Source organism: Aeromonas sp. 75A, from assembly GCF_051919425.1.
GTDB classification, from domain to species: domain Bacteria; phylum Pseudomonadota; class Gammaproteobacteria; order Enterobacterales; family Aeromonadaceae; genus Aeromonas; species Aeromonas veronii.
Map to the genome: position 1 here is coordinate 2,706,989 of NZ_JBQBES010000002.1, position 24,839 is coordinate 2,731,827.

Sequence of the window (24,839 nt, forward strand, 5' to 3'; positions counted from 1 at the left end):
AGAGGCGCAAAATTTTCCGCCTAATTCGTCACAAGGTCAATATGGTTTTTGTTGTAATAATTTCTGCTCTAATTAATTTTGTGTTAGGTTGACGGGCATTTCACGGAGTTCACCCTGACATTTGAGGAGCGAAATGATGAATGACGAGCTGGATATCAAGTCTCTGGTGGCCGAGTTACGTGTGGTCAGAGTGCGCTATGAACTGCCGGATACCTCGGCTTTTGTGCGCTATCAGCCTGCCTATGATGAAGACCCCAACAACCTCAAAGTACACCACTATGATGGTGAGTTACCCCTCTCTTGCAGTGAGACAGGTACTTTCAACCTAAAGGAGTTGGTGAATGAATTGCGCTACGCCTATGTGCTGGTGCACCTCTTTCCTGACGAAAGTGCCATGAACTTCTATCTGACCGGCCTCGATACCGGCCTGGCCCAGCTGGAGTTCATCGGTGGCTCTTACGACTTCAACCGCCTCTGGATCACCAGCGGTGTCTCCAATCTGGGTGTCCCCATGGCCATCTTCCTCGGCAAGCGTCACGCCGTGAACGGCCAGCCCTCGGTTTCGCTGGTAGATCACCGCGAACAAGCAGCTGGCAAACTGGTCTATCGCGCCATCGGCGGTGCCGGTGATCATGTGGGCGAAGACTTTTTCAACAACGACTAAGGAGGCTGGATGCGAGCAAGCAAAGGGCTATTGAAAGGCCTCAACCCCACCATGGCCATGACGGCCCTCACCGTGATCACCCTGTTTTTGCTGTTTGGCGTATTTGTTCCCGATACCGCGGCCGCCTGGTTTGTCGGTGCCAAGGATCAGATTATTGCCGGGTTCAAGTGGTACTACATTCTGGTGGTCGCCCTGTTCTTGTTCTTCGCTGTCTACCTGATGTTCAGCCGTTTTGGCAGCATCCGGCTGGGTGACGACGACCAGGTACCGGAGTTCGGCTACTTCGCCTGGTTCTCCATGCTCTTTAGCGCTGGCATGGGGATCGGTCTGGTGTTCTGGAGCATCGCCGAGCCGATGAACCATCTGCAGGGCAATCCGTTCATTACCGAAGGGATGACCCCGGAAGCGGCCCAGATCGCCATGCGCCTCACCTTTTTCCATTGGGGCCTGCACCCCTGGGCCATCTATGTGATCGTTGGCCTGTCACTTGCCTTTTTCAGTTATCGTCGCAAGTTGCCGCTGGCTATTCGCTCCGTGCTTTACCCCATCCTCGGTGAGCGCATTTACGGTTTCTGGGGCCATGCGGCCGATGTGCTGGCGGTGTTCGGCACTGTCTTCGGGGTGGCGACCTCCCTCGGTCTGGGGGTCTCCCAGATGAACACCGGCCTCAACCAGATGTTTGGTATGGCGGTGTCGCAGTCCAACCAGCTCTGGCTGATTGGTGGCATCAGTCTGATCGCCACTCTATCGGCGGTCTCCGGGGTCGGGCGCGGGGTGAAGATCCTCTCCGAGCTCAATATCTGGCTGAGCGTGTTCGTGCTCGCACTCTTTCTGGTGCTGGGGCCGACCACCTATATCCTCAACGCCTATGTACAGAACATCGGTGATTACCTGCAGAACATCGTCAAACTGAGCTTCTGGACCAACACCGAAGCCAACGGCACCTCGGCCTGGCAGTCGAGCTGGACGGCGTTTTACTGGGGTTGGTGGATTGCCTGGGCGCCGTTTGTCGGCATGTTTATCGCCCGTATCTCCAAGGGGCGTACCATTCGCGAGTTTGTGCTCGGTGTGTTGCTGGTACCCTCGCTGCTCGGCATGTTCTGGCTCACCGTGTTTGGCGGTACGGCGATGAATCTGGAGCTGTTCGGTGGTGGTGGCGTGGTCGCTGCGGTCAATCAGGATGTGACGCTGGCGCTCTACAAGACGGTCGAGCTGCTGCACTGGGATACCTTCGGCTGGATTGCCAAAGCTGTGCTGACCCTGCTCATCTGCACCTACTTCATCACCTCCAGTGACTCGGGTACGCTGGTCATCACGACTCTGCTCTCCATTGGTGATCAGGAGCCGCCGGTTCTGCACCGCGCAGTATGGGGTCTGGGGCAGGGGCTGGTTGCGGCCATCCTGCTGGTCTCCGGCGGTCTGGCAGCCTTGCAGGCGGCCAGCATCATAGCGGCGCTACCCTTCTCGGTGATCATGCTGGCGATGTGCTATTCGCTGATGCTGGGGCTCAAGCAGGAGAGCCAGCGCCAGTTCGAATATCGCCAGAATCTCAAGCGTCACGATGGCTCATCCCATATGAGCCTGATGGAGCGAATTGGTCCGGCATAACAGCACCAGCAGGTGTTAGCGCCCCTTTACATATAAACCTGGATGCAAAACGGCCGCCCTGGCGATGCTCTCCTTGCGGAGCTCATCATCAGGGCGGCCGTCTGTTATGGGGCCGAGGTTACTCCTCGATAAAGGTCCACTCATCCTTGATGCGGCTGATGGCATCGGTGCGCTTTTTGGCGAGCTGCTCCTTGATCTCTTCCCCCTTGTAACCCGCCGCCACTATCTCTTTGACCGGCACTGCCTGGGCGGCTGCCAACGCTTCGGCCACGTAGTCTGGTTCGGCGTAGACCCGCTCCTCGAAACCGGTGCGGCCGTGGAAGTCGGCGCGGCAGGCATCTAGCAGCTGGGCAAAGCGCTCGGGGCGACGCCAGGCATCAGCCTTGTCGAACACCTTGAGCAGGGTGGCGGGCTTGAGCTCAAAGGCGATATGGATGTGGGTGTGCAGATCGCTCACCAGCAGCGCCAGATCCCGGCACTCATTGGGTACCCGGAAACGCTCGCACAGAGCGCGAATAAGCGGCAGCCCTTTCTGGCCGTGACCGTGATGGCTTGGCCAGAACTCCTTGGGGGTTACTCCCTTGCCAAGGTCGTGGCAGAGGGCAGCAAAGCGGACGGTCAGCTCGGGGGAGAGCCGGCACGCCTGCTCCAGCACCATCAGGGTGTGGATGCCGGTGTCGATCTCTGGGTGCCACTTGGCCGGGGCAGGGACGCCGAACAGAGCGTCGATTTCGGGGAAGAGCGCCTTGAGGGCGCCGCACTGGCGCAGCACCTCGATAAAGATCTGCGGGGTTGGCCCCAGCAGCACTTTTTCCAGCTCCTTCCAGACCCGCTCCGGCGTGAGGTGGGCCAGCTCGCCAGCGGCTGTCATCTCGCTCATCAGGGCGAGGGTCTCCGGCGCTATGGTAAAGCCCTGAGCGTGGAAGCGGGCGGCGAAGCGGGCGACCCGCAGGATGCGCAGCGGGTCTTCGGCAAAGGCGGGGGAGACGTGGCGCAGCAGCCGTTTTTCCAAATCCTCGATGCCACCGTAGGGATCGTGGAGTTGGCCCTGATCATCTTCGGCGATGGCGTTGATGGTGAGATCCCGGCGCAGCAGATCCTGCTCGAGCGTCACATCGGGGGCGGCGTGGCAGACAAAACCGGTGTAGCCCTGACCCTGTTTGCGTTCGGTACGGGCGAGGGCATACTCCTGCTGGGTTTTGGGGTGAAGAAACACGGGAAAGTCGCGACCGACCTGGGTAAAACCCAGCGCCAGCATCTGTTCCACGGTGGCACCGACCACCAGATGATCCCTGTCGCCCTGCGGCAATCCCAGCAGGCGATCCCGCACTGCGCCCCCAACCAGATAAGTCTGCAAACCGTCTCTCCCGTCATCAATCGTGGGGCCGATTATATCGTCTTTGTTACCGCTTTGCTGCCTGACCACCACCTGCCCGCAGCGCCAGTCAGCGCGGCTTTGACTTGGGCGTGACGAGGCCTTACGCTGCCGCACCAGACAGCTGGCGCTGTGCTGCGGGATGACCTTTATGCCCGCGCAGGCCAGATGAGCCGAAGGAACCGCAGAGTTCCCCATATATCAACGACATGAGAACAACGTGAATCAATCAACCTTTGCAAGCCGGGTTCTGGAGTGGTACGAGCTTCATGGCCGCAAAACCTTGCCCTGGCAGCAGGAGAAGACCCCTTACCGGGTCTGGGTCTCGGAGATCATGCTGCAGCAGACCCAGGTCGCTACCGTGATCCCCTATTACCAGCGTTTTATGGCGCGCTTCCCCGATGTGGTGGCGCTGGCCGATGCCCCTGTCGACGAGGTGCTGCACCACTGGACCGGGCTTGGCTACTACGCCCGGGCCCGCAACCTGCACAAGGCGGCTCAGCAGATCCGCGATCATCACCACGGCCTCTTTCCCGAGCGCTTTGACGAGGTGATGGCGCTGCCGGGGATTGGTCGCTCAACCGCCGGGGCAGTGTTGTCACTCTCTCTGGGTCAGCCCCACGCCATCCTTGATGGCAACGTGAAGCGGGTACTCACCCGCTGGCTGGCGCTGCCGGGCTGGCCCGGCCAAAAACAGGTGGAGAACGAGCTGTGGGAGATCGCCATCCGGCTCACTCCCAAACTGGGCGTGGCGCAATACAATCAGGCGATGATGGATATCGGGGCCACTATCTGCACCCGCAGCAAGCCTGCCTGTGATCGCTGTCCGGTGCGGGCCGATTGCCAGGGGCTGTCGCAAGGCAAGCCTACCGCTTATCCCAACAGCAAGCCCAAGAAGAGCATTCCGGCTCGCGATGGCATCATGCTGCTGATCCGCCACGGCGATGAGTTGCTGCTGGAGAAGCGGCCGCCACAGGGGATCTGGGGCGGGCTCTACTGCTTCCCGCAGGTGGCCTCGCTGGCGGAGGTGGATGGTCTGCTGGCGTCCCTCGGCCTGAGCCATCACGGTTATCGTGAACTGGCCGGTTTTCGCCATACCTTCAGTCACTTCCATCTCGATATTCAGCCGCTGCTGATTGACATTGATGAGGCGCAGCCGCTGCGGCTCATGGAAGCAGATAGCCGACTCTGGTATAACTTACGCCATCCTGCCGAGGTGGGGCTGGCGGCCGCCACGGCCCGTCTCCTCGCCTATCCAGAGTTACAACCATAGAGGTCAACATGAGCCGTACTGTATTTTGCCAACGCCTGAAAAAAGAGGGCCCGGGTCTGGATTTCCAACTCTATCCCGGTGAGCTCGGCAAGCGGATTTTTGACAACATCAGCAAGGAAGCCTGGGCCGAGTGGCAGAAGAAGCAGGTGATGCTGATCAACGAGAAAAAGCTCAACATGATGAATCTTGAGCATCGCCAACTGCTGGAAAAAGAGATGGTCAGCTACCTGTTTGATGCAGGTGAAGTGCAGATCGAAGGTTACACCCCGCCTGCCCAGTAAGCTCTCCGCTGTTGTACGTGTGAACAGGTGCGGGAATGGCGCCACACTGGCGTGACCGCTTCTGAAGTCGCAGCAAATGAATGATGGGCAGCTCTGCTGCCCGGTTTGAGGATCCTATGGGCCGAATTTTTTGGCTGCTGTGCACCCTGCTGTTTCTCTCTGCCTGCTCATCCTCCCCCAAGCCCAGCGGGAGTGAGGATGACGATCTGGTCAACGGCAAGGACATCCGCGGTTTTGAACACATGATCAGCGCGCTCTCCCATAACGTGAACGAGATATGGGGGCGGGAGGCGCTGTTTGCGGGCAAGTTTGACTACGTCAAATACACGGATCAGTACAAGAGCCGGGCCCACATCGACTTCTCCAGCGGCCACATCATGGTGGAGACGGTATCTGGCATCGATCCCCGCGCTCACCTGCGTCGCGCCATCATCGAGACCCTGCTGACGCCGGACGATCCGGCCGAAGTGGATCTTTACTCCGATCGGGAAATTCTGACCGGCGGCGAGCCTTTCCTCTACGGTCAGGTGCTGGACAATCAGCGCCAGCCAATCCGCGCCTCCTGGCGCGCCGAGCGTTATGCCGATTACCTGCTCAACACGGCGATGAAGAAGCGCACTCTGGGTATTCGCACCATCTTCTTCGTCGATATACCCATGGTGGCCAACCATGAAGATCGACGGGGCTACAAGTATGCGGGGATCATCCGGGAAGCATCGCGCAAATACGGCGTGCCGGAGAGCCTGATCTATGCGGTGATCAAGACCGAGAGCAGCTTCAACCCCTATGCGGTGAGTCATGCCAACGCTTATGGCCTGATGCAGGTGATCCCGGCTACCGCCGGTCGTGACGTCTATGTTCGGGTCAAGGGCAAGAACGGCCAGCCGACCCGGGAGGAGCTGTTCAACCCGGCCTACAACATCGATGTTGGTACCGCCTATCTGCACCTGTTGCAGACCGTCTATCTGGCGGATATTCAGGATCCGCGCTCCCGTCGCTATGCGGTGATCTCCGCCTATAACGGTGGTGCGGGCGGGGTACTCAATACCTTCTCCAGCGATCGCAAGGCGGCGCCGGGCCGGATCAACAGGCTCTCCCCCGAGGCGGTCTATCAGGTGTTGACCGAACAGCATCCCAAAGAGGAGGCGCGCCGTTACCTCTACAAGGTCAATCAGGCCGAGAAGGGGTTCAAGAGAGCCTTTGCCAGTCGGGCTGGTTAAGCGGTGACGCCGGGTTAACCATGCAAAAGGGCGCTTGATATCAAGCGCCCTTTTAACGTCTGGCCAGTTCGTCGTTGAAGTGGCCTTATTTGGCAATAAAGCCGCCCTTGGTCTGCGGGGCCGCGCCCACTTTCTCCAGGGTTTTGACTTCCACTTCGGTCTTGTTCCAGCTGTGGTCCACTTCACCACGGATACGGATCTGATCATCCGGGCCCACTTCGGTGCCACGCCACACATCCTGATCCACTTCGACCTCCACCTCACCGCTGGCATCGCGGAACAGATAGTTCTCGCCGCCCAGGTGCTTGACCAGTTTCCCTTCCAGGGTGGCCCAGCTGTCATCGGCCAGATCTTTCAGTTGAGCAACGGAAACCTTGTTCTGCTCTTGCGGGCCGGTATAGGCCGCCATGGCAAAAGAGGAGACAGACATCAGGGTCAACAGTCCGATTACGCTTGCGCTTGCCTTGTTCATTTCATACTCCTGTCGTTGGTATGGGGGCATTGTGCCGGGGGGGGCGTGAAACAAGCGTGAAAGAAATAGGCTGGTGTGATTGTCTGTTTTGTGAGCGCAAGCGATTTCATCGGTGTCGGAACATGTGTGATTTCATCTGGAACTGTAATCTGTCGCCTTCACCAGAAGTCAGTGGCAGCAGACTCTTCCCATGCCTGTCGCCACTCGAGGAGAAGTCCGCAGGTCTCACCTGCTTAATCGAAGAGCATAACAATATGAAAAAATGGCTTGTTTGTTTATTGGGGTTAATGGCATTGACCGCGCAAGCGGCAGAGGGACGCCAACCTTTTTCCCGGGTTGTGATGTTTGGTGACAGCCTCTCCGACACCGGCAAGATGTACAAAAAGATGCGGGGGTATCTCCCCTCCAGCCCACCCTACTTCAACGGGCGTTTCAGCAACGGCCCGGTGTGGCTGGAGCAGTTGGGTGACGAGCGCTTCCCCGGTCTGGTCGTGGCCAACGAGGCGGAAGGCGGTGCAACCGCGGTGGCCTATAACCATCTGGGGGCCCTGAATGGCTGGCTCGGTTTCTGGTCCTGGGATCCCAAATATCAGGTGATCAACAACCTCGATTACGAGATCGATCAGTTCCTGAAAAAGGACAAGTTCCGTCCCGATGATCTGGTGGTGATCTGGGTCGGTGCCAACGACTATCTGGCCTATGGCTGGAACACCGAGCGGGATGCGGATCGGGTGATCGATACCATCCGGCTGGCATCTAATCGGTTGGTGCTCAACGGCGCGCAGCAGATCCTGCTGTTCAACATTCCTGATCTGGGGCAGACCCCGTCAGCCCGCAGCATGAAGGTGGTGGAGAAGGTGCGCCATGTGGCCAGCTACCACAACCAGAAGTTGCAGAACCTCACTCGCGAGCTGGCTCCCCTTGGCATCGTGAAGCTGTTCGAAGTGGACAAGCAGTTTGACGAGATGATGCGCGATCCCCAGCAGTTTGGTCTGAGTGACACAGAACACGCCTGCTACGGTGGTGGCTATACATGGAAGCCGTTCTCCGGCAGCGCCGCCGAGGTGGCTGCGACCCCGGCTTTGAGTGTCTCCGAAAGAGTGGCTATTGCCGGTAACCCGATCCTGGCGCAGGCGGTGGTGAGCGGGCAGGCAAAAGGGCGAGCAGCGACTCTCAACTGCGATGAGCATATGTTCTGGGATCAAGTGCATCCGACCAGGACGGTGCACAAGGTACTGAGCCAGCGTGTTGCTGACTTTATCGATCAGCACTACGAGTTTGTTCGTCACTGATATCGCTTCGGGCCAGCATGTTGCTGGCCTTTTTCTCCTATCTGCCCTCATCTGTGCGTCTTTTTGCGTCACATTCAGTTCAAATAACAAACGTTTGTTGCTGTTTTTGTAACGTGGTTGCGTTAGAGTGTTTTTTGTTAATTGATATCAGTGACTTGAAAATAGGCTAACGTTGATATGCTGCGATCGCTTTTGGGTGGTTGCACCTATAAGACGAGGTGATATCAATCAACCTCCTCCTACATAAAGTTGCAGAGGCTCAAACATGAAAAAATCATTGATTACCTTGCTGGTTACCGGCTTGCTGGCGGCCAATGCCCAGGCTGCCGGTCAAGACAACACCTGGTATGGTGGTGCCAAACTGGGTTGGTCCAACTTCTACGGCATTGATGAAAGCAACAGCTTTACCCTCGGCAATGAGACCAATGATGCTCTTGGGGCTGGTGTATTTGCCGGCTATCAGCTTAACAAGAACCTGGGCATCGAATATGGCTACGATTATCTGGGTAAGTACAAATATGATGCCCGCTCAGCCACGGGCGCAGCGTTTCAAGATGAAGTTCAGGCCCAACTTATTCATTTATCATTGAAGCTGGGCTTCCCTGTAACTGATAGCCTCGACCTGTACGGACGTATCGGCGGCGGTTATGCGGCCGCCAACAGTGATCTGAAAGGCGGTGATGGCCGGTTCAACTTTGTCAGCGCGCTGGGTGCCGAGTATGCCTTCAATCGTGATTGGGCTGCCCGTCTTGAATATCAATACACTACCCCCTACGGCAGTCGAGACAATACCGGGTTGCGTATGGACAATGGCCTGCTCTCTGTGGGCGCAGTCTATCGTTTTGGTCAGGTTGCCCCTGTGGCGCCCGCCCCGGCTCCGGAACCTGCTCCTGCACCTGTGATGGTTGAGAAGCAGTTCACCCTGAGCTCCGATGTGCTGTTTGACTTCAACAAGGCGACCCTCAAGCCAGAGGCCAGTCAGGCACTGGATAGCCTCTATAGCCAGATTGAAGAAGCACGACCCAAAGATGGCGTGGCAACCGTAATTGGTCACACCGACCGTATTGGTTCCGATGCCTACAACCAGAAGCTCTCCGAACAGCGTGCCCAGACCGTTGCCAACTATCTGGTTGGTAAAGGGATCCCGGCCGCCAAGATCAATGTGGAAGGGCGTGGTAAATCCTCACCCGTTACCGGCGACAGCTGCGTCAGCAAGTCCAAGCGTGAGCTGATCGTCTGTCTGGCTCCGGATCGCCGTGTTGATGTGAAAGTCGAAGGTGTCAGCGAGGTGCAGGAGTAATCCTTCACACTGAGCAGAGTTCCACTGGGGCTGGAATGAACAGCCCCTGTCGGAGCAAGAGAGACCAAAAAGCCAGTCAGTTGATCTGACTGGCTTTTTACATTGGCATTGCGGTCGGGCAGGGGACTAAATCAGGAAGGGAGCGGCATCACCCGGTTGCGCCCCAGCTCCTTGGCCTTGTAGAGCAGCTTGTCGGTACGTTCGACCAGACAGTCTGCGCTCTCCTGACCGTTGAACTCACCCACGCCAAACGAGGCTGTGATGTGGTCGATGCGGCGGCCCGATTTGCGATCCAGAATCGACATCCGCTCGATGGCGCGGCGCATGCTCTCCGCCATCTGTCTGGCCAGCGCCAGCGAGCGATGGGGGACCAGCATGGCGAACTCCTCCCCACCCAGCCGATAGGCGGTGACCCCCTCCTTGCAGGCATCGCGCAGCCGTTTGCTGAAGGCGCGCAGTACCTGATCGCCGAGCAGGTGCCCATATTCGTCGTTGAAGTTCTTGAAGCGATCGATATCGGCGAGGATCAGCGAGAAGGGGTGCTGGCTGCGGATCAACCCCTCCAGCTCCAGATCGAAGGCGCGGCGGTTGAGCAGGTTGGTTAGGGCATCCTCGTTGGCCAGTTTGCGTGTCTCGTTGAGCGCCGCCCGCAGCTCCTTGATCTCTTTCTCCGCATTGCTGAGCTGGTTGCGAAAGTGCATGGTGGACATGCGCACGTCCCGTGATTCGCGCACCAGCTCCCGCAGGATCCCCATGGTGTCTTCCAGGCTGAAGCCCTCGTCATCAATGCGGCTGAGCTTGTCAAAACTCTTGTCGAGCATTTCCTGAAACATGCCGGTATCGGAGATGGCGTCCTGCATGGAGTGGCCGAGCTCATTGGCCATGGCGGCGAGGCTCAGTTTCATCGCCTCCATCTGCTTCTCATCCTGAGCTGCCAGATACTGGTGATAGAGGCGCTCGCAGGTGGTGAGCGAGCAGGTTCCCTGCATTTTGACAGCCTGATCAATCGCCTGGTTGAGCTCGGGCATGCTGGCCGAGACATAGTTGTACCACAGGTGGTAATTGTCCGGCGTCGTGGGGATCTGGTACTTGATCATCAAGGGGACCGCCTGTTTGAGATAGGCGGCGGATTGGGCAAATGTGTCCTTACTCATGAGTTCTGTGTCTCATCATGCCAGCGAACTGAAGATAGTATGACAGAGAGATTGGCCAAAAGGCAGCCGATGGATGCCATTCGCCCCCCCCTCCGATATAATGGCACCGTTACCACCTACCCTAAGGCCTGCTTATGTCTCAAAAAGATCCTTTCCTCGAACGCGAGGCCGAAAAATACGATAACCCCATCGCCAGTCGCGAGTTGATCCTGGAACTCATCAAGGGCCATGAAAAGCCCATGTCCCGTGAAGAGTTGGCCAAGGTCCTCAAGCTGAAAGATGAAGAGCCGTTGGAAGCCTTGCGTCGTCGTCTGCGCGCCATGGAGCGTGATGGACAACTGGTATTCACTCGCAACCAATGTTATGCCCTGCCGGATCGCCTGAATCTGGTCAAAGGTTATGTAATCGGCCACAAGGATGGCTTCGGTTTTCTGCGTCCGGAAGGTGGTGGTCCGGATCTGTATCTGAACAACCGAGAGATGCAACGCCTGATGCATGGCGATTACGTGCTGGTTCAGCCGACCGAGATCGACCGCAAGGGTCGTCAGGAAGCGCGTCTGGTGCGCCTGCTCAAGTCCCGTGAGGCAGACATTGTCGGCCGTTACTTCGTCGAGAATGGCGTTGGTTTCGTGGTGCCGGATGACAGCCGTATCGGCCAGGACATCATCATCCCGGAAGGGGAGAACAAAGGGGCTCGCCAGAGCCAGGTCGTGGTTGTGCGCATCAATCAGCGTGCCACCTCCCGCATCAATGCCGTCGGCACCGTACTGGAAGTGCTGGGCGAGAACATGGCGCCGGGCATGGAGATCGAAATTGCCCTGCGTACCCACGGTATCCCGCACACCTGGCCGGAAGAGGTGACCAAAGAGGTTGCCGGTCTAGGCGAGCAGGTGCCGGAGAAAGCCAAAGAGGGGCGCATCGACCTGCGCGCCCTGCCGCTGGTGACCATCGACGGGGAAGATGCCCGTGACTTCGATGACGCCGTCTTCTGTGAAGCCAAGCGTGGTGGCGGCTGGCGCCTGTGGGTTGCCATTGCGGACGTTTCCGCTTACGTGAAGCCCGGCACGGCGCTGGATGCCGAAGCCTATCAGCGCGGCAACTCCGTCTACTTCCCCGAGTTCGTGGTGCCCATGCTGCCGGAGGTGCTCTCCAACGGCCTGTGTTCTCTGAACCCGCAAGTTGACCGCCTCTGCATGGTGTGCGAGATGACCATCTCCGCCGCTGGCCGCATGTCCGGCTACAAGTTCTACGAAGCGGTAATGAACTCTCACGCCCGTCTGACCTACACCAAGGTGGCGGCGATCCTCGACGGGGATCCCAAGCTGCGTCAGCAGTACGATCCGCTGGTGGGCCATATCGAGGAGCTCAACAACCTCTACAAGGCGCTCAAGCATGCCCGTCACCAGCGCGGTGCGGTGGAGTTCGAGAGCGAGGAGACCCGCTTCATCTTCAACGCCCAGCGCAAGATCGACCGCATCGTGCCGCTGGTGCGCAACGATGCCCACAAGATCATCGAAGAGTGCATGATCCAGGCGAACGTCGCCGCGGCCCGTTATATCGAGAAGAACGAAGCCTTTGCCCTGTTCCGGGTCCACGACCGTCCGGGTGAAGAGCGTCTGACCGGTTTCCGCGATTTCCTGGCCGAACTGGGTCTGGAGCTCAAAGGCGGCCTCGAGCCCGAGCCGAAAGACTTTGCCGAGCTGGCCGCCAAGTTTGAAGGGCGCCCGGATGCGGAGCTGCTCTCCACCATGCTGCTGCGCTCCATGCGTCAGGCCATCTATCAGGCCGACAACATCGGTCACTTCGGTCTGGCCCTGAAGTCCTACGCGCACTTCACCTCGCCGATCCGTCGCTACCCAGACCTGATCCTGCACCGGGCGATCAAGTACCAGACTGCCAAGGAGCAGCAGGGCAATCTGCGCCACAAGTGGACCCCGAGCGGTGGTTATCACTACCAGCTGGAAGAAGTGGACCCGATGGGCGAGCACTGCTCCATGACCGAGCGCCGTGCCGACGATGCCACTCGCGACGTGGCCGACTGGCTCAAGTGCGAGTACATGCTGGATCACGTGGGTGACGAGTTTGACGGCGTCATCGCCAGCGTCACCGGCTTTGGCTTCTTCGTCCGTCTGGCGGAGATCCACATCGATGGTCTGGTGCACGTCAGCACCCTCACCAACGACTACTACCAGTTTGATCCCCTGCACATGCAGCTGATTGGCGAGAACTTCCGCCGTCGCTACCGTCTGGGCGACAAGGTGCGGGTCAAGGTGATGGGCGTGAACCTGGATGATCGCAAGATCGACTTCGTGATGGTCGAAGAGCCGCTCAAGGCCACCGGCAAGAACGCCAAAGAGATGGCGCGCAAGCAGGCCGAGATCAAGAAAGAGAAGGCCAAAAGCGCCCAACGCCACGAAAAACGTAAAGAGGGCAAGGATCACGGCAAATCCGACAAGGGTGGCCGTGCCAAACCGAGCAACAGACGACCGAGCAAAAAGGCTCGCGATAAGGCCAAGAGCACTAAATGAGTACTGAACTGATCTACGGCATTCACGCTGTCACCGCGCTGCTGGAGCGCACACCCGAGCGTTTCATCGAGGTATGGGCCCTCAAGGGGCGGGATGACGACCGGCTGCAACCCCTGCTGAACGAGCTGGAATCCCTCGGTCTCAAGGTGCAGAGCGTGAACCGCAAGACTCTCGACGATAAAGCGGAAGGCAACAATCACCAGGGCATCATGGCCCGGGTGAAAGAGGCGCCGAAGCTCGCCGAGCACGATCTGGCCAGCCTGCTGGATGAGTTGGCGGCACAACAGAACCAGCCCTTCCTGCTGGTGCTGGATGGCGTTACTGACCCGCACAACCTCGGTGCCTGCCTGCGCAGCGCCGATGCTGCCGGGGCTCATGCGGTGATCGTGCCGCGGGACAAGGCCACGGGTCTCACCCCGATCGTACGCAAGGTTGCCTGTGGCGCCGCCGAAGTGGTGCCGCTGATCCAGGTCACCAACCTGGCCCGCACCCTGCGCGAGCTGCAGGAGCGCGGCGTCTGGATTGTCGGTACCGCTGGCGAGGCCGATCACGACCTCTATCAGGCCAAACTGACCGGCCCGATGGCGCTGGTGATGGGGGCTGAAGGTAAAGGCATGCGCCGTCTGACCCGCGAACATTGCGACGAGCTGGTGAGTATCCCGATGGCGGGGGCGGTATCCAGCCTCAACGTTTCGGTGGCGACCGGCGTCTGCCTGTTTGAAGCCGTGCGTCAGCGTCGCGGTTAATCATGCTGACTGACAGACCCCCCTTTGATTGGGCGCAGGTCGCAGATAAAGAGGAGGCCGCGCGCCTCCTCTCTTTTGCCCGCCCGCTGACCCTCAGCCCGAAAAGCTGCCTCTGGCATGCCGGCGACAGCCCGGATCTGCTGGTCAGGGTGGAGCAGGGGCTGCTGCGGGCCAAGCTGGTGCTGGAGGATGGCCGCGAGTACATCAAGGAGTTCTACTGGGAGGGGGACGAGTTTCTCGATTTCCACCACCTGCTCAGTGGTGAGCCTGCCCGCTACAGCGTGGAGGCACTGGAGCCCTGCCGTCTGCAGCTGTTCAGTCTGGCCGACTTGCGCCAGCTGCCCGGCTGGCCGCACTGGTATCAGCACCTGCTGGAGGTGCAGTTGCGCATCAAGGAGGAGAAGGAGCAGTTGCTGCTGACCGGCAGCCCGCAGGCGCGCTATCAGCACTTTCTCGACAGCTTTCCCGCGCTTGATGCCAGAGTGCCGGATCACCAGATCGCCGCCTATCTCGGTATCACTCCCATTAGTCTGAGCCGCATTCGCAAACGGCTGAAAGAACTTAACAAAGGTTAATGCAGGGCGCTGGCGCCACGATTATGCTGGCAGGCCGAACTGATAAGGAGTTGCCGATGAACTGGATCCTGAAACCCTGGTCTGAACTGACCACTGACGAGTTGTATGAGTTGCTGGCGCTGCGGGCCGAGGTGTTCGTGGTGGAGCAGACCTGCCCCTTTCAGGATCTGGACGGGCTCGATCGCCGCGAAGGGGTCTGGCACCTGCTCGGCTATCAGGGCGAGCTGCTGGCCGCCTATGCGCGGATTATGGCGCCCGGCATCGGCGACGAGAGCGGTGCCGCCATCGGCCGGGTGGTAACTTCACCCAAGGCGCGTGGCGGTGGTCTTGGTCACCAGCTGATCGGCGAGGCGGTCAAGGCGTGCGAGGTGCGCTGGCCGACTCACAGCATTTGGCTGGGGGCGCAGGCCCATCTGCAGGGCTTCTATGGCCAGCACGGTTTTGTGGCGGAAGGGGAAGGCTATCTCGAAGACGATATCCCCCATATGGGGATGCGCAGAGTGGTGGCATAACCACTCGTCAGAGTGATTCAGAATGCAGAAGGGCCATCCCGTTGGATGGCCCTTCTCTTTATCGCCTGGCGATCACTTCTTCTTTTTCTTCTTGGCGGACTTCTTCTTGTCGACCGGCTTTTTCTTCTTCACCGGTACCCGCGCTTCCTTGTGTTTCGGGCGCAGCTCGTCGATCACCCGGCGCTTGAGGCGCTCTTCGGTGTAGCGTTCGATCTTGGCGACCATCGCCATGTCGTGGGCTTCTACCAGGCTGATGGCGCAGCCACGGTTGCCGGCGCGGCCGGTACGACCGATCCGGTGGACGTAAACGTCGGCGCCGTAGGGCATGTCGTAGTTGATGACGTGGCTGACGTTCGGCAGGTCGATGCCGCGGGCGGCGACGTCGGTGGCGATCAGGAAGGGCACTTCCCCTTCGTGGAACTTGCGGATCGACTCGATACGCTTGCTCTGCTCCATCTCGCCACGGATCCAGGCGCAGGAGATACCTGCAGCCTGCAGCTGGCCGGAGAGCTCCGCCAGACGCTCGCGGGTCTTGACGAAGATGATGGCTTTCTGGGTTTCCGGATCTTTCAGGATATGAGTCAGCAGCGCCAGCTTGTGGGTGGCGTCATCGGCCAGATGGATCCACTGGGTGATGGGGCGACGTTCGCTGCGGGGCGGCTCGGCGTGCAGCTCCACCGGATCCTTGAGGATCTCGTTGGCGAACTTTTCGAGGCCTGCCCCTTCCAGGGTGGCGGAGAAGAGCATGGTGTGCTTGCGGTAGCGCGCCTCTGCCACGATGCGGTTCACATCCTTGATAAAGCCCATGTCCAGCATGCGATCCGCTTCATCCAGCACCAGCACTTCGATGTCGTGGCTCTCGAACTCCTCTTTCTCGATGTATTCGAGCAGACGACCCGGGGTGGCCACCACTATGTCGGTGGTCTTGGTCAGGGCAGGCAGCTGCTCTTCATGGCTGACGCCGCCGATGATGGTCTCGATGCTGAGGTTGGTGTGAGCCGCCAGCGCCTTGGCGTGGGCGGTAACCTGCAGCGCCAACTCGCGGGTCGGGGTCAGGATCAGCATGCGGCAGGGGCCCGGCTTGCGGCGCGGGAAGTCCAGCAGGTGCTGGAGTGCCGGCAGCAGGAAGGAGGCAGTCTTGCCGGTACCGGTCGGAGCGGATGCCAGAATATCGCGGCCGTCCAGGGCTGGCTCCAGCACCATCTGCTGGATGGTGGTGGGGCGGGTGAATCCCATCTCGGCCAAGGCCCGGTTGAGGGCTGGGTGCAGGTCGAAATCATCAAAGGACTGGCTCATGGCAATACTCGGTCATTAAGGAAACGGCAGATTATAGGCGATTATCTCGTCGGCTCCTATTGGTGAGTGTGTCTTAGCCGCTATAATCGCCCACCATTTTTGCAGATGACGGGGGCCAGATGGGACGTAGTCGCGGATTTACCTTCAAACAGTTCCATATCAATCACGATCGCTGCGCCATGAAGGTGGGCACCGATGGCATTTTGCTCGGTGCCTGGGCGCCGGTCGGACAGGCACGACGAGTGCTCGATATCGGCACCGGCAGCGGCCTGATCGCCCTGATGCTGGCCCAACGCAGCAGATCTGACTGCCGTCTTGATGCGGTCGAGCTGGATATTAATGCGGCCAGTCAGGCGCGGGAGAATGCGGCTGCCTCTCCCTGGGCCGATCGGGTGACCGTCATAGAGAGTGCCATTCAGGATTATCAGGCCGACCCTTATGATCTTGTCGTCTCCAACCCTCCCTATTTCTTGGCAGGCCAGTCATTTAGCGATCCGGCGCGGGCGTTGGCCCGCCATACCGGCACCCTCGACAGCCACGCATTACTGGCGGCCTGCGATCGTTTGCTGAGCCCGAACGGGCAGGTGGCGCTGGTGCTGCCGACGGCGATGGCCGATGAAATTTTATGCATTTCGGCGAATTATGATCTGCATGGCATTTGTTATACAGCTGTTATCACCAGAGAGGGTAAAGAGGCAAATCGTGTTTTATTGCTACTTGGCAGAGGATTAAACAGGTGTGAGAGGGGTGAAATTGTGATCCATTCTGCTGATGGGGCCTATTCCGACAGATATATCCAACTGACCAAACCCTTCTATTTGAAGATGTAAATTTCGTCTTGAACTATTTTTTCACGCCATTATGCTGGTTCCAGATCGAGCGCCCGCTCCAGACCAGCTAAAACCACTGGTTGCGATGAAAAAACATGCGGGGCTCTTTTTTTATACCCCCTGAACACACCCGGTCAGCGACCGATAAAAACTATAACAAGCAATAATTTACAAGACAGACGAGGTTGAACTTGACGAAATCACTCACATTGTCCGATGTACTCGGATTAGGGTTTATGACCTTCGCCTTCTACTTGGGCGCCGGTAACATCATTTTCCCGCCGTTGGCCGGTTACATGGCTGGTGAGCACCTCTCCCTGGCGATGTTTGGCTTTCTGGTCACTGCCGTGGGCCTGCCTCTGGTGACCATTCTGGCCGTGGCGAAAGCCGGTAACGGCTGGGCTGGTATGACCAAGCTGCTGCCTGCCGGTGTCGCGACTGCGCTGGCCGTTGCCATCTACATCATCATCGGCCCGGCCTTTGCCGCGCCCCGTACCGGTCTGGTTGCCTACGAGATGGGCCTCAAGCCGTTTATCGGTGACATGGGGCAGGCGGGTCTGGCTGCCTATACCGTGATCTTCTTTGGTGTGGCCATTCTGGTCTCCATGAACCAGGGCAAGCTGATGGACGCCATCGGCAAATACCTGACTCCGGTACTGATGCTGCTGCTGTTGACTCTGGCGGTCGGGGTATTCGTAGCGCCGCAAGGCTCCATGCCTGATGCGTCCGGTGACTATCAGAACAGCCCCTTCGTCAAAGGGATCCTGGAAGGCTACAACACCATGGACACCCTGGCGTCCCTGATGTTTGGCGCCCTGATCGTCGATCTGCTGCGCCAGAAAGGCATCAACGATTACAAGAGCCAGTTCAAGTATCTGGCCATTGCCGGCCTTATCTCTGCCGTTGGTCTGAGCGTGGTGTACGTCTCCCTGTTCCAGCTGGGTAACACTGCAGCCGGTGTGGCGACCGATGTCAGCAATGGTGGCGCCATCGTCAACGCCTACGTACTGAGCCTGTTTGGTCAGCCGGGTCAGTTCATTCTGGCGGCCATCATCACTCTGGCGTGCTTTACCACTGCAGTCGGTCTGATCTCCGCCTGTTCCGATTTCTTCCACAATCTGACCGGCATGGCTTACAAGAAGCTGGTGGTGTTGCTGGGCGTTATCTGTGCCGTGGTGGCCAACGTGGGTCTGAGCCAGTTGATCAGCCTCTCCATTCCGGTGCTGGTTGCCATCTATCCCGTTGCCGTGGCGCTGGTGCTGGTCACCTTCCTGAAGGGTTACTTCGGCCGTCCCCGTCTGGTGTTCCGTGGCGTGTTGATGGTTGCCTTCCTGTTCGGTTGCCTGGATGGTCTGGGTGCTGCCGGTATGAAGATGGATGCGTTTGCCTTCCTGCCGCTGTTCGACAAGGGCCTCGCCTGGCTGATGCCAACCCTGCTGGCCTGCGTAGTTGGCGTGATGGTGCGTCCAACCGAGATGGCTGCCGAAGCTGCCTGATCACGCCCGATGTGATATTGCCAAGAGCCTGCCCCGTGCAGGCTCTTATGTTTTCTGTGAGCCTAGCTTCTCGCCTCGCCTCGCCTCGCTTTGCTGCCGTAATTGTCACTGTACGCAGATAGCATCTGAGCAGCCGTATCTTGCCGCTATAACCAGTTCCCCCTTCTACAACCCCTTCTCACTTCCCATAGGGCACGTGCGACACCTGTTTATGGAGCGCCGAGTTGTTCGGCGATTAATTCCGCAGCGGTAAATTGTTTCAAGATATTAATTGGTGATTGAGATCGAACTCCTCTTCTTTATGCTAAAGATGGTGCGCCTCATCCGGTCCGCGGGCCGTGTGGGGGCGAGAGGTATTGTTACCGGTTATCTGCCAGGCAGTGGGTGCAATCAATAACAAGCTGATAAGGCAGATGAGGTTGAGTTTGACGAAATCATTGAAGTTGTCCGACGTATTCGGATTGGGGTTTATGACGTTTGCCTTCTATCTGGGGGCTGGCAATATCATTTTTCCGCCGCTGGCCGGTTTTATGGCTGGTGAGCATCTGTTGGCCGCCATGTGCGGCTTTTTGCTAACGGCAGTGGGCTTGCCGCTGATCACCCTGATTGCGGTGGCCAAGGGGAGTTCGGGGGGCGGCGCGAGTGGCTGGACTGGAATGACCCGCTATCTGCCCGCCGGGGGGGCGACGGCGCTGGCCATCGCCATCTATATCATCATGGGACCCGCCTTTGCCATTCCCCGCACCGGTCTGGTCGCCTACGAGATGGGCCTCAAGCCCTGGCTTGGCGATGCCGATCATGAGGGGCTGCTGATCTACACCCTTAGTTTCTTTGCGCTGGTGATCCTGGTGGCGCTCGATCGGGGCAAGCTGCTCGATGCGGTCGGCAAGTATCTGACCCCAGCCCTGATGGCGATGCTGCTTATTCTGGCGGTCGGGGTCTTTATGACGCCGCAGGGCACCATGCCTGATGCCAGCGGTGAGTACATAGATGCAGCCCTGACCAAAGGGATGCTGGAGGGGTACAACACCATGGATACCCTGGCCTCCCTGATGTTTGGCGCCCTGATCATCGGGTTGCTGCGCCAGAAGGGGATCGAGGATTATCGCAGCCAGTTCAAATATCTGACCATTGCAGGCTTGATCTCGGCAGTCGGGTTGTCGGCGGTGTATGTCTCGCTCTTTCAGCTAGGCAACAGCGCCGGTGGGGTGGCGAGCGATATCAGCAACGGCGGCGCCATCGTCAATGCTTACGTCCTGAGTCTGTTTGGTCAACCGGGTCAGCTTATTCTGGCTGCCATCATCACCCTGGCCTGTTTTACCAGTGCGGTCGGCCTGCTCTGTGCCGGTGCCGACTACTTCCATGGCCTGACAGGTTGGGCCTATCGCAACTGGGTCATGCTGCTGGGGGCGCTCTGTGCAGTGGTGGCCAATGTGGGGCTGAGCGAGCTGATCGGCCTCTCGATTCCGGTGCTGGTGGCCATCTATCCGGTTGCCATCGCGCTGGTGCTGGTGACCTTCCTCAAGGGATGGTTTGCCCAGCCACGGCTGGCGTTTCGCGGCGTGCTGACGGTCGCCTTTCTGTTTGGTTGCCTCGATGGGCTGGGGGCTGCCGGGATGGCGATGGACGGCTTTGCCTTCCTGCCGCTGTTCGACAAGGGGCTTGCCTGGCTGCTGCCGACTCTGCTGGCCTGCATCGTCGGCATCCTAGTGCGACCAAGCGGGAAGTTGGCTGCCGAAGCGGCTTGATTCAGAAACAACGAGATAGCAAAGAGGCCAGCAGCTGCTGGCCTCTTCTGTTTCTGCCGGATCCGTTACCGGATCAGATGTGCGGGCCTTTCGGCTTGGGTTTGCCCTCCAGACCATACCAGTGGGTTTCTACCCGTCCGGCATGCCACTCGAAGGTGCCCCAGGGCTGCTTGGCTTCCCAGCGCGGGAAGTTGATGAGCACCCGGTTATCTTCGTACTTGTAGAGGGAGGTGCTGATCTGAATGTCCGACAGGATCAACAGCAGGGCCCAGCAGATGAAAATCCATTTCAATGCTTTCCACATAGGGTTACTCGAAGCAGATTTCGATGGTAGCGCGACCGAAATCCGATTCGAACGGCATCATGATCTTGGTGCCATCGGCACGGTGGGTAATGGTGTGGTTGGGGCCGGAGACGATGATGGGGGTCGCCATGTCAAACTCGTAGCCCTTCTCGCCCAGCATCCGCTTTGCACCGCCGGTCACCATGTTGGTGATTTCACCGACCATGTCGGTCACCTCTTCGTTGATGTTGGCGGGAGCTTCCCCCAGCATGCGGCGCATGATCTCCAGCGCTAGCCCCTTCTCGAAGCTGATGGAGAGGGAGCCACGGGTCTGCGGGCCGACCATGCCAATAAGGCCTGAGACGTCGCCGCGCGCCAGCTCATCCATCTTGCGTTTCGGTTTGCCCGGTTTGAGTTCCAGCTGTGCCATGGTCGAGAGCACATTGAGCAGGGATAGCAGGAACGGATTTACAAAATCAGCCTTCATGATGACTTCCTACAGTGGGCGTACAACGGGCACATTGGCCATGTGCCTCTATCGTCTTATTGGTAATAGTAAAACCATGCAAGTGGGCCTGCTCGGAAAACGCGCTATCGATCGCCGTATCGTGAAGCTCGACCACATCCCCGCACTCGTCGCAGATCAGCAACTGCATCGGGTGAGCGTGATCGAAGTGGCAGCATAAGATAAACGCGTTGAGAGATTCCACCTTGTGAGCAAAACCCTGCTCGAGCAAAAAATCGAGTGCCCGATAGACGGTTGGCGGCTTGGCATTGGCTTCGGTTTGCTGCAGCTGGGCCAACAAATCATAGGCGCTGATGGCGTTGCCGTGTGCCGCCAGCAGGCGAAAAACCTGACGTCGGGTCGGGGTGAAGCGGATCCCTCGCTGTATACAGAGTCGCTCGGCTCGTTGTAAAAGTTGGTCTTGATTCATGATCGCGCAGATACCCTTTCTATTAGCCGGATACTATCACAGGGCCTCGCATGGCGCGGCGACAAAATTCATTTTCTGGGGCTGCTTCACGTTGTGATAAAATCCGCCCCTTTCTTTAGCCAACCCGGATGATTTTTATGCAGGCGCAGCGTTTTTCCATCGCCCCCATGCTGGACTGGACTGATCGGCATTGCCGTTACTTTCATCGACTGATGAGCCGCCAGACCTTGCTCTATACCGAAATGGTTACCACCGGCGCCATCATCCACGGCAAGGGGGATTATCTGGGTTACAGCGAGCAGGAGCACCCCATCTCCCTGCAGCTGGGTGGCAGCAATCCGGCCGATCTGGCGCGCTGTGCCCAGTTGGCCGAGGAGCGCGGCTATGACGAGGTGAATATCAACGTCGGTTGCCCCTCCGATCGGGTGCAGAACGGTCGCTTTGGCGCCTGCCTGATGGGTGAACCGGCGCTGGTGGCTGACTGCGTCAAGGCGATGCGCGATGTGGTCGATATTCCGGTGACGGTGAAGACCCGTATCGGTATCGACGATCAGGACTCCTACGAATTTCTGCAGGCCTTTATCGAACAGGTGCGCGATGCCGGTTGCGATACCTTCATCGTCCATGCCCGCAAGGCGTGGCTGAGCGGCTTGAGCCCCAAGGAGAACCGCGAGATCCCGCCCCTCGATTATCCCCGCGTCTATCGGGTCAAGCAGGATTACCCGGATCTCACTATCGCCCTCAACGGCGGCGTCACCTCCATGGAGCAGACCCTTGAGCATCTGCAACACGTCGATGGCGTCATGATGGGGCGTGAAGCCTATCAGAACCCCTACATTCTGGCGCAGGTGGACAATCTGGTGTTCGGTCAGAACAACGCTGTGCCGAGCCGCCACGAGGTGGTGCGGATGATGCTGCCCTATATCGAGCAGGAGCTGGCCAAGGGCAACTACCTTTCCCACATGACTCGCCACATGCTGGGGTTGTTCCAGAACATGCAGGGGGCCCGCGCCTGGCGCCGTCACCTGAGCGAGAACGCCTGCAAACCGGGCGCCGGTATTCAGGTGGTGCTGGATGCCATGGCCAAGGTGCCGGAGTTTGCCGCCAGCGAGACGGCAGAATAAGCCAGTTGTGCTAGGGCAATAGCAACAAAAAGCGCGTCAGTTGACGCGCTTTTTTGATCGCTGTCGCTTCAATATCTGAACTGGTTGATCAGCCGCGAGAGATCCTGCAGCCGCTCTACCAGCAGGGTGATGCCATCGAGGGCCTGCCTGCTGTTGTCGGCGGTGTGGCTGGCCAGTTGGTGGATCTGGTGTACCCCTTCATCGAGGGTCGCCGTGACGTCGGCCTGCTGACTCACCGCCTGGGCGATCTCGTCGCTGGTGCGGGTTACCTGCCCCAGCATCCTGTTGATCTGGGTGAGCACGTCGGCGGTGGTGCCCGCGTGCTGCTGGCAGCGTACCGAGGTCTGCGCCCCTTGCGTCATCCCCTCCGACAACTGTCGTGTAGTCTGTTGCAGCGCCTGGATCATCTCGTGGATCTCGCTGGTTGAGGCGCGGGTCTTCTGGGCCAGCGCCCTCACTTCGTCCGCCACCACGGCAAAACCGCGCCCCTGTTCGCCCGCCCGGGCGGCCTCGATGGCCGCATTGAGGGCGAGCAGGTTGGTCTGGTCGGCGATTTGACTGATCACCTCCAGAATACCGCTGATCTTCTGGCTGTCGCTGGTGAGCTGGGCCAGCACGGCATGGTTGGCATCCAGCTCCTGATGGAGTTGGTTGACGGCAGAACGGGTGGTCGCCAATGCTTGCAACCCCTCATCGGAGACCTGCTGTACCTCTATAACCAGATTGCTCGCCTCATGGGCACTGTGGGCCACATCCCGAATGGAGTGGCTCAGTTCGGTGATGGCGGTCGCCAGCTGCTCGCTATGGGCGCGCTGCTGCTGCAGGTGGGTATCGATGGTCTGGATATTGCCCCGGTCATCTTCGGCTGCCTGCAGGATCTGCTGGTTGGTGTCGGCGCTGCGCCCGACCACAGCCTTGAGCTCGGCCTGCTTCATCCGCAGGGCCAGTTCGACGGCCGCCAGGGTATCGCGCCGTCGGGTGTAGAGCACCTGACAGAGGTGGGTTCCCTTGTCTTGATCGGCAAGGGTGAGCAGATGAGCCAGCCGCTGCTGCAATCGCCAGCCGTGGATTGCCTGTGCCAACAGCAACAAGGCGGTGGGCAGCAGCCATAACAGGTTGCCGGTGGCAAAGGTAGCAAGGATGGTGAGCAAGGCAGAAGCGGAGAGCCAGAGGGTCAGCTGACCCGGTTCAATGTGAAACCGGCTCAGCCAGGGAAGTGCCTTGCCGCTGCGCAGCAGGCCATAGAGCTGCTCGGCCCAGGCCACATCGCTGGCGGCGGGTTTGGTGCGCACCGACTGGAACTCGACGATCTCCTTCTGCGCATTGAGGATCGGGGTGACGTAAGCGTTTACCCAATAGAACTGACCGCTTTTGGCGCGGTTCTTGACCAGCCCCATCCAGCTTTTGCCCTGTCGCAGCCGCTGCCACATGTCGGCGAAGGCCGCTTTGGGCATGTCGGGGTGTCGCACCAGATTGTGGGGTACCCCTTCCATTTCGGCAGCACCATACCCGGCTACATCACAGAAGTGCTGGTTGGCATAGGTAATATGACTGGCGGGATCCGTGGTCGAGATGAGTGCGATGTTGTCGGGGAAGTGTATCTCCCCCTCCTGATGGAGTCTGGTCATGTGTCGTTCCTGAAAAAGCCAAATAACTGATAAATATATTTTTTATTGTCGTTCTCAGTTAATCATTCTAAGGCTCTTCAGTGACCCGAACTTGGCTTGGGTCAATTAATCAACACAATGAATTGATGAAGTGAGTGTCAGCTGGCCGGTGTGAAATCGTGAACTTCGCCGCTTCTCGGTTTAAAGCGCGGATCGCTATCTTTGTAGCTGCGCACCAGCTCCATCGTCTTGCAAAAGCTGGTCTGCTTGTCGTACTCCTGACGAGCCAACTCGATGGCCCGCTCGGCCCGGCGCCGTTCCATCTTGTCAGACTTGCGATCGCTGAACTGTTGCTGCTGGTGCAGCATCCAGCCGACAAACTCTTGCTGGCATTGGGATTCGCTATTGGCCTGAGCAGGCAGGGTCCACAACAATGAGAGCAGTATCAAATAACGCATGTCTGACTGGGTATTGAAGATTAATTGAACAGAAGGGGCGGCATTTTAGGCTGTAAATCGGG

24 protein-coding genes are annotated in these 24,839 nt (G+C 58.7%); 15 read left to right on the plus strand and 9 right to left on the minus strand.

The features are described from left to right. The first annotated feature begins 136 nt into the window (after window positions 1-136). Together ACTG2T_RS12705 and ACTG2T_RS12710 are read left to right on the plus strand one after the other, a co-directional pair. The gene (locus ACTG2T_RS12705) at window positions 137-664 is read left to right on the plus strand and encodes a hypothetical protein (protein ID WP_069526903.1); all 528 of its coding nucleotides are present in this window, start codon (window positions 137-139) and stop codon (window positions 662-664) included. A 9-nt stretch (window positions 665-673) separates the two neighbouring features. Beyond that, window positions 674-2,272 (plus strand): BCCT family transporter, encoded by a 1,599-nt coding sequence (locus ACTG2T_RS12710; protein WP_005335834.1) that lies wholly within the window; start codon window positions 674-676, stop codon window positions 2,270-2,272. Window positions 2,273-2,390: 118 nt separating this feature from the next. Here the strand turns inward: ACTG2T_RS12710 and ACTG2T_RS12715 are convergent, their stop codons facing one another. Continuing rightward, window positions 2,391-3,629 carry a multifunctional CCA addition/repair protein gene (locus ACTG2T_RS12715; RefSeq protein ID WP_330125463.1) on the minus strand — a complete coding sequence of 413 codons (1,239 nt, stop codon included), beginning with the start codon at window positions 3,627-3,629 and terminating at the stop codon, window positions 2,391-2,393. Between the two features lie 238 nt (window positions 3,630-3,867). Between ACTG2T_RS12715 and mutY the strand changes: the two genes are divergently transcribed. The 3 genes from mutY (at window position 3,868) to mltC (ending at window position 6,421) form a co-directional block, all read left to right on the plus strand. Beyond that, the gene (gene mutY, locus ACTG2T_RS12720) at window positions 3,868-4,920 is read left to right on the plus strand and encodes an A/G-specific adenine glycosylase (RefSeq protein WP_204380629.1); all 1,053 of its coding nucleotides are present in this window, start codon (window positions 3,868-3,870) and stop codon (window positions 4,918-4,920) included. Between the two features lie 8 nt (window positions 4,921-4,928). Further along, the gene (locus ACTG2T_RS12725) at window positions 4,929-5,201 is read left to right on the plus strand and encodes an oxidative damage protection protein (protein ID WP_005335828.1); all 273 of its coding nucleotides are present in this window, start codon (window positions 4,929-4,931) and stop codon (window positions 5,199-5,201) included. A gap of 116 nt (window positions 5,202-5,317) precedes the next feature. Then, window positions 5,318-6,421, plus strand: coding sequence for a membrane-bound lytic murein transglycosylase MltC (gene mltC / locus ACTG2T_RS12730; protein WP_005354839.1), 1,104 nt, complete (start codon window positions 5,318-5,320; stop codon window positions 6,419-6,421). A gap of 85 nt (window positions 6,422-6,506) precedes the next feature. Here mltC and ACTG2T_RS12735 read toward each other — a convergent pair whose 3' ends face one another. Continuing rightward, window positions 6,507-6,893 (minus strand): YgiW/YdeI family stress tolerance OB fold protein, encoded by a 387-nt coding sequence (locus ACTG2T_RS12735; protein WP_005335826.1) that lies wholly within the window; start codon window positions 6,891-6,893, stop codon window positions 6,507-6,509. A gap of 254 nt (window positions 6,894-7,147) precedes the next feature. On the opposite strand from ACTG2T_RS12735, the gene ACTG2T_RS12740 reads away from it, so the two are divergent. Both ACTG2T_RS12740 and ompA read left to right on the plus strand, forming a co-directional pair. After that, window positions 7,148-8,185 carry an SGNH/GDSL hydrolase family protein gene (locus tag ACTG2T_RS12740; RefSeq protein WP_042081581.1) on the plus strand — a complete coding sequence of 346 codons (1,038 nt, stop codon included), beginning with the start codon at window positions 7,148-7,150 and terminating at the stop codon, window positions 8,183-8,185. A gap of 265 nt (window positions 8,186-8,450) precedes the next feature. Then, entirely contained in the window at window positions 8,451-9,485 is a 1,035-nt protein-coding gene (gene ompA / locus ACTG2T_RS12745) for a porin OmpA (RefSeq protein ID WP_108614112.1), read from the plus strand. 131 nt (window positions 9,486-9,616) lie between these two features. Here ompA and ACTG2T_RS12750 read toward each other — a convergent pair whose 3' ends face one another. Then, a complete protein-coding gene (locus tag ACTG2T_RS12750; RefSeq protein WP_019445736.1) occupies window positions 9,617-10,639 on the minus strand; it encodes a GGDEF domain-containing protein in 1,023 nt (340 codons plus the stop codon). Between the two features lie 134 nt (window positions 10,640-10,773). On the opposite strand from ACTG2T_RS12750, the gene rnr reads away from it, so the two are divergent. Genes rnr through ACTG2T_RS12770 form a run of 4 tightly spaced genes read left to right on the plus strand, consistent with a single transcriptional unit; the run spans window position 10,774 to window position 15,000 of the window. Beyond that, window positions 10,774-13,167 carry a ribonuclease R gene (gene rnr / locus ACTG2T_RS12755; RefSeq protein ID WP_005354835.1) on the plus strand — a complete coding sequence of 798 codons (2,394 nt, stop codon included), beginning with the start codon at window positions 10,774-10,776 and terminating at the stop codon, window positions 13,165-13,167. Beyond that, window positions 13,164-13,913 carry a 23S rRNA (guanosine(2251)-2'-O)-methyltransferase RlmB gene (rlmB, locus tag ACTG2T_RS12760; protein WP_330125464.1) on the plus strand — a complete coding sequence of 250 codons (750 nt, stop codon included), beginning with the start codon at window positions 13,164-13,166 and terminating at the stop codon, window positions 13,911-13,913. The genes rnr and rlmB overlap by 4 nt, the downstream gene beginning before the upstream one ends. A 2-nt stretch (window positions 13,914-13,915) precedes the next feature. After that, complete coding sequence (locus ACTG2T_RS12765) at window positions 13,916-14,488, plus strand: Crp/Fnr family transcriptional regulator (protein WP_320545766.1); 573 nt, start codon at window positions 13,916-13,918, stop codon at window positions 14,486-14,488. 56 nt (window positions 14,489-14,544) lie between these two features. Beyond that, complete coding sequence (locus ACTG2T_RS12770; RefSeq protein ID WP_330125465.1) at window positions 14,545-15,000, plus strand: GNAT family N-acetyltransferase; 456 nt, start codon at window positions 14,545-14,547, stop codon at window positions 14,998-15,000. Window positions 15,001-15,072: 72 nt separating this feature from the next. On the opposite strand, the gene srmB is transcribed toward ACTG2T_RS12770, so the two are convergent. Then, window positions 15,073-16,296, minus strand: a complete 1,224-nt coding sequence (gene srmB / locus ACTG2T_RS12775) for an ATP-dependent RNA helicase SrmB (RefSeq protein ID WP_058059701.1) — start codon at window positions 16,294-16,296, stop codon at window positions 15,073-15,075. Window positions 16,297-16,415: 119 nt separating this feature from the next. Between srmB and ACTG2T_RS12780 the strand changes: the two genes are divergently transcribed. From ACTG2T_RS12780 to brnQ (ACTG2T_RS12790), 3 genes are all read left to right on the plus strand, one after another. Then, on the plus strand, window positions 16,416-17,126 hold the full coding sequence (locus ACTG2T_RS12780) for a tRNA1(Val) (adenine(37)-N6)-methyltransferase (RefSeq protein WP_330125466.1): 711 nt from the start codon (window positions 16,416-16,418) through the stop codon (window positions 17,124-17,126). Between the two features lie 191 nt (window positions 17,127-17,317). Then, a complete protein-coding gene (brnQ, locus tag ACTG2T_RS12785) occupies window positions 17,318-18,622 on the plus strand; it encodes a branched-chain amino acid transport system II carrier protein (protein ID WP_041236099.1) in 1,305 nt (434 codons plus the stop codon). A 470-nt stretch (window positions 18,623-19,092) separates the two neighbouring features. Further along, the gene (gene brnQ, locus ACTG2T_RS12790) at window positions 19,093-20,370 is read left to right on the plus strand and encodes a branched-chain amino acid transport system II carrier protein (protein ID WP_330125484.1); all 1,278 of its coding nucleotides are present in this window, start codon (window positions 19,093-19,095) and stop codon (window positions 20,368-20,370) included. A gap of 73 nt (window positions 20,371-20,443) precedes the next feature. Here brnQ (ACTG2T_RS12790) and ACTG2T_RS12795 read toward each other — a convergent pair whose 3' ends face one another. Genes ACTG2T_RS12795 through zur form a run of 3 tightly spaced genes read right to left on the minus strand, consistent with a single transcriptional unit; the run spans window position 20,444 to window position 21,588 of the window. Continuing rightward, window positions 20,444-20,674 (minus strand): hypothetical protein, encoded by a 231-nt coding sequence (locus ACTG2T_RS12795; RefSeq protein WP_100645087.1) that lies wholly within the window; start codon window positions 20,672-20,674, stop codon window positions 20,444-20,446. A gap of 4 nt (window positions 20,675-20,678) precedes the next feature. Continuing rightward, window positions 20,679-21,140, minus strand: a complete 462-nt coding sequence (locus tag ACTG2T_RS12800) for a chemotaxis protein CheX (protein WP_005335807.1) — start codon at window positions 21,138-21,140, stop codon at window positions 20,679-20,681. Then, window positions 21,130-21,588 (minus strand): zinc uptake transcriptional repressor Zur, encoded by a 459-nt coding sequence (zur, locus tag ACTG2T_RS12805; protein WP_330125467.1) that lies wholly within the window; start codon window positions 21,586-21,588, stop codon window positions 21,130-21,132. Before zur ends, ACTG2T_RS12800 begins: the two co-directional genes overlap by 11 nt. Before the next feature lie 137 nt (window positions 21,589-21,725). On the opposite strand from zur, the gene dusA reads away from it, so the two are divergent. Beyond that, window positions 21,726-22,712, plus strand: coding sequence for a tRNA dihydrouridine(20/20a) synthase DusA (gene dusA / locus ACTG2T_RS12810; protein ID WP_330125468.1), 987 nt, complete (start codon window positions 21,726-21,728; stop codon window positions 22,710-22,712). A gap of 68 nt (window positions 22,713-22,780) precedes the next feature. Here the strand turns inward: dusA and ACTG2T_RS12815 are convergent, their stop codons facing one another. Both ACTG2T_RS12815 and ACTG2T_RS12820 read right to left on the minus strand, forming a co-directional pair. Continuing rightward, window positions 22,781-24,340, minus strand: a complete 1,560-nt coding sequence (locus ACTG2T_RS12815; protein WP_330125469.1) for a methyl-accepting chemotaxis protein — start codon at window positions 24,338-24,340, stop codon at window positions 22,781-22,783. A gap of 137 nt (window positions 24,341-24,477) precedes the next feature. After that, window positions 24,478-24,777, minus strand: coding sequence for a hypothetical protein (locus ACTG2T_RS12820; protein WP_005335795.1), 300 nt, complete (start codon window positions 24,775-24,777; stop codon window positions 24,478-24,480). Window positions 24,778-24,839: the final 62 nt, after the last annotated feature.